The 3,507-nt window shown below is 73.7% G+C and carries 1 protein-coding gene; it reads left to right on the top strand.

Going from position 1 to position 3,507, the window contains the following annotated elements; genetic code table 11:
- A partial coding sequence (locus tag AQJ66_RS36485; RefSeq protein ID WP_159052712.1) for an SDR family NAD(P)-dependent oxidoreductase occupies nucleotides 1-3,507 on the top strand: 3,507 nt, incomplete at both ends.

Below are 3,507 nucleotides of genomic sequence, written 5' to 3'. Positions count from 1 at the left end.
TGCCTTCCAGCACCGCCGGTACTGGTTGGAGAAGAGCCTGACCGTGGTGCCGTCGTCTGGTTCGCGGGTGGATGGCCGGTTCTGGGAGGCGGTCGAGCGGGAGGATCTGGAGGGGCTTGCCGGGACGCTCGGGTTGGCCGACAGTGCGCCGTTGGCCGGGGTGTTGCCGGTGTTGTCGAGTTGGCGTCGGGGTGAGGTGGCGCGGTCGGCGGTGGACGGCTGGCGGTACAAGGTGGTGTGGAAGCCGGTCGGGCGGGACGTCGGGCCGGTGGTGCTCGGGGGCAGGTGGCTGCTGGTGGTGGCGGGGGAGCAGGCCGGCACCGGCCTGACCGCCTCCGTCGCCGACGCCCTGACCCGCCACGGCGCCGACGTGCATCTCCTGCGGCTCACGGCCCGCCATACCGAGACCGCCGCCCTGCAGGTGGCACTCGACGAGGCGCTGGCGGATGCGACGGCACCGCTCCGTGGCGTGCTGGCCCTGACGGGGCTGGACGAGAGTCCGGTGCCTGGCCACCCTGTGCTGCCCACCGGCGCCGCACTCACCGTTGCCCTCCTTCAGGCCCTCGGCCGGGTCGGGGTGAACGCACCCTTGTGGTGTGCCACCCAGGGTGCCGTGGCCGTCGGGGACCATGAACCGGTGACCCGTCCGGATCAGGCCGCCGTCTGGGGTCTGGGCCGGGTGGCGGCGCTCGAGTTCCCGGAGCGCTGGGGAGGCCTGGTGGACCTGCCCGGACGATGGGAGGACCGCCACGCGGCAGCCCTCTGCGCCGTGCTGGCGTCCCACGGTGACGGTACGGAGGACCAGGTCGCTCTGCGCGGCGGCACCACCTGCGTCCGGCGTCTGGTGCGGGCGCCCCTGGCCGGACGGTCCGCGTCCGTGCGCCGCTGGTCCCCGACCGGAACGGTGCTGGTGACCGGCGGCACCGGTGCGCTCGGCGCGCACGTCGCCCGGTGGCTGGCCCGGTGCGGTGCCGAGGACGTCGTCCTGGTCAGCAGGCGCGGGGCCCCCGACACGTCGGCTCTGGCGGAGCTGGAGGCCGAAGTCGCCGTGCTCGGCGCCCGGTTGACCGTCGCCACCTGCGATGTCGCCGACCGTGCGGCGTTGCGGGAGCTGCTCGGCTCCCTGCGTGCGCAGGGACGTACCGTACGGAGCGTGGTGCACGCCGCCGGCGTGGGCATCCTCGGAGCGCTCGACGACCTCGGGCTCCCCGAGTTCGCCGAGGTCACGGCCGGCAAGGTGGCCGGAGCCCGGAACCTCGCCGAGTTGCTGGACCCCGCCGAGACCGACGCGCTGATCTTCTTCTCCTCCATTTCCGGTGTCTGGGGCGTAGCCGACCACGCCGCGTACGCCGCTGCCAACGCCACCCTGGACGCGCTGGCCGAGAACGCGCGCCGGACCCGAGGACTGCCCGCGCTCTCGGTGGCGTGGGGCCCCTGGGACGGGGGCGGCATGATCACCGAGGACATGCGTGATCCGCTGCGCCGCCGCGGAATCCCCGTCATCGCTCCCGAACCCGCGATGGCGGCCCTCCAGCAGGCACTGGACAACGACGACACCGTGGTGGCCGTCGCCGACGTCGACTGGGCCCGCTTCGTCTCCGTCTTCACCGTCGCCCGTTCGGCCCCGCTCATCGCCCACCTGAAGCCGAAGAACGGGGCGGACACCGGCCGGGGAGGCCGCAGCCGGTCCCGCGCCGGACACGACGACGGCCCCGGCGGCACTCCGGCAGGCACGGCACTCGCCGAGCGGCTCTCCGCCCTCCCCGCCGCAGACCGCGACCGCTTCGTGCAGGACCTCGTACGCGCCGAGGCGGCTGCCGTGCTCGGCCACTCCTCGCCGGACGCCGTCGACGCCGCCTACGCCTTCAAGGAGTTGGGCTTCGACTCGGTGAGCGCCGTGGAACTGCGCAACCGTCTCACTTCCCGCACCGGACTGAAGATCGCGACCACGGTCGTCTTCGACCACCCCACCCCGCTCGCCCTCGCCGCGCACCTGCGCGACCTGGCCTCAGGCAGTGACACACCGCGCGAGGCCGCCACGCCCGGCCAGGCCCCGGCCGGTTCGCCGGGCGACCCCGCCGGCGACGACCCCATCGCCGTCGTCGCCATGGCATGCCGCTACCCGGGAGGGATCGGATCTCCCGACGACCTGTGGCGTGTCGTCACCACCGGGGAAGACGTCATCACCGGCTTCCCCCAGGACCGCGGGTGGGACACGGCCCGGCTGTACGACCCCGACCCAGGCCGGGCGGGCACCAGCTACGTCCGGCACGGGGGGTTCCTGCACGACGCGGCGGCGTTCGACGCGGCCTTCTTCGGCATCTCGCCGCGTGAGGCCGAAGCCATGGACCCGCAGCAGCGGCTGCTCCTGGAGACCTCCTGGGAGGCGCTGGAGCGGGGCGGCATAGACCCGAAGACCCTGCGCGGCAGCCGCACCGGCGTCTTCGCCGGCCTCACCGACCAGAACTACGGCACGCTCCTCAGCCGCAGCACCGACGGCACCGAGGGCTATCTCGTCACCGGTGCCTCGACCGCCGTCGCCTCGGGCCGGGTCTCCTACGTCCTGGGCCTGGAAGGACCGGCGGTCACCGTCGACACCGCCTGCTCGTCGTCGCTGGTCGCCCTTCACCTGGCTGCACGTTCCCTGCGCTCCGGGGAGTGCTCGATGGCGCTGGCCGGGGCCGCGATGGTCATGGCCGACCCGGCGCCGTTCGTCGGCTTCAGCCGGCAGCGAGGTCTCGCTCCCGACGGACGCTGCAAGCCCTTCGCGGAGGCGGCCGACGGATTCTCCCTCGCCGAAGGCGTCGGCGTACTGCTGCTGGAGCGGCTGTCCGACGCCCGCCGCAACGGCCACCCCGTCCTGGCGGTGGTACGCGGTACGGCGGTCAACCAGGACGGTGCCAGCAACGGCCTGACCGCACCCAACGGTCCCTCGCAACAGCGAGTCATCCGGGCCGCACTCACCGACGCGCGACTCACCGCAGCGGAGGTGGACGTCGTGGAGGCCCACGGCACGGGCACCCGTCTCGGCGACCCGATCGAGGCGCAGGCTCTGCTCGCGACGTACGGCCAGGACCGGCCGGAGGACCGGCCCCTGCTCATCGGCTCGGTCAAGTCCAACATCGGGCACACCCAGACCGCATCCGGGCTGGCGGGCGTCATGAAGATGGTGCTCGCCATGCGGCACGGCCTCGTCCCGGGCACGCTGCACGTGGACGCGCCCTCCTCCCACGTCGACTGGTCGGCGGGTGCGGTGTCGTTGGTGACCGACGCGGTCGAGTGGCCGCATGTCGAGGGCCGTCCGCGCCGGGCGGGTGTGTCGTCCTTCGGTATCAGCGGGACGAACGCTCACGTCGTGCTGGAGGAGGCGCCGGGGGGTGTGCCTGAGTCCGGCGGGGTGGAGCAGCCGGATCCGGTGTTCGCGGTGGGTGGTGTGGTGCCGTGGGTGGTGTCGGGCCGGGGTGTGGAGGGTCTGGCGGGGCAGGCGGGCCGGCTGGCGGCTTTCGC

It is taken from the genome of Streptomyces bungoensis, from assembly GCF_001514215.1.
GTDB classification, from domain to species: Bacteria; Actinomycetota; Actinomycetes; order Streptomycetales; family Streptomycetaceae; genus Streptomyces; species Streptomyces bungoensis.
This window is presented reverse-complemented; position numbering and strand designations above follow the sequence as displayed.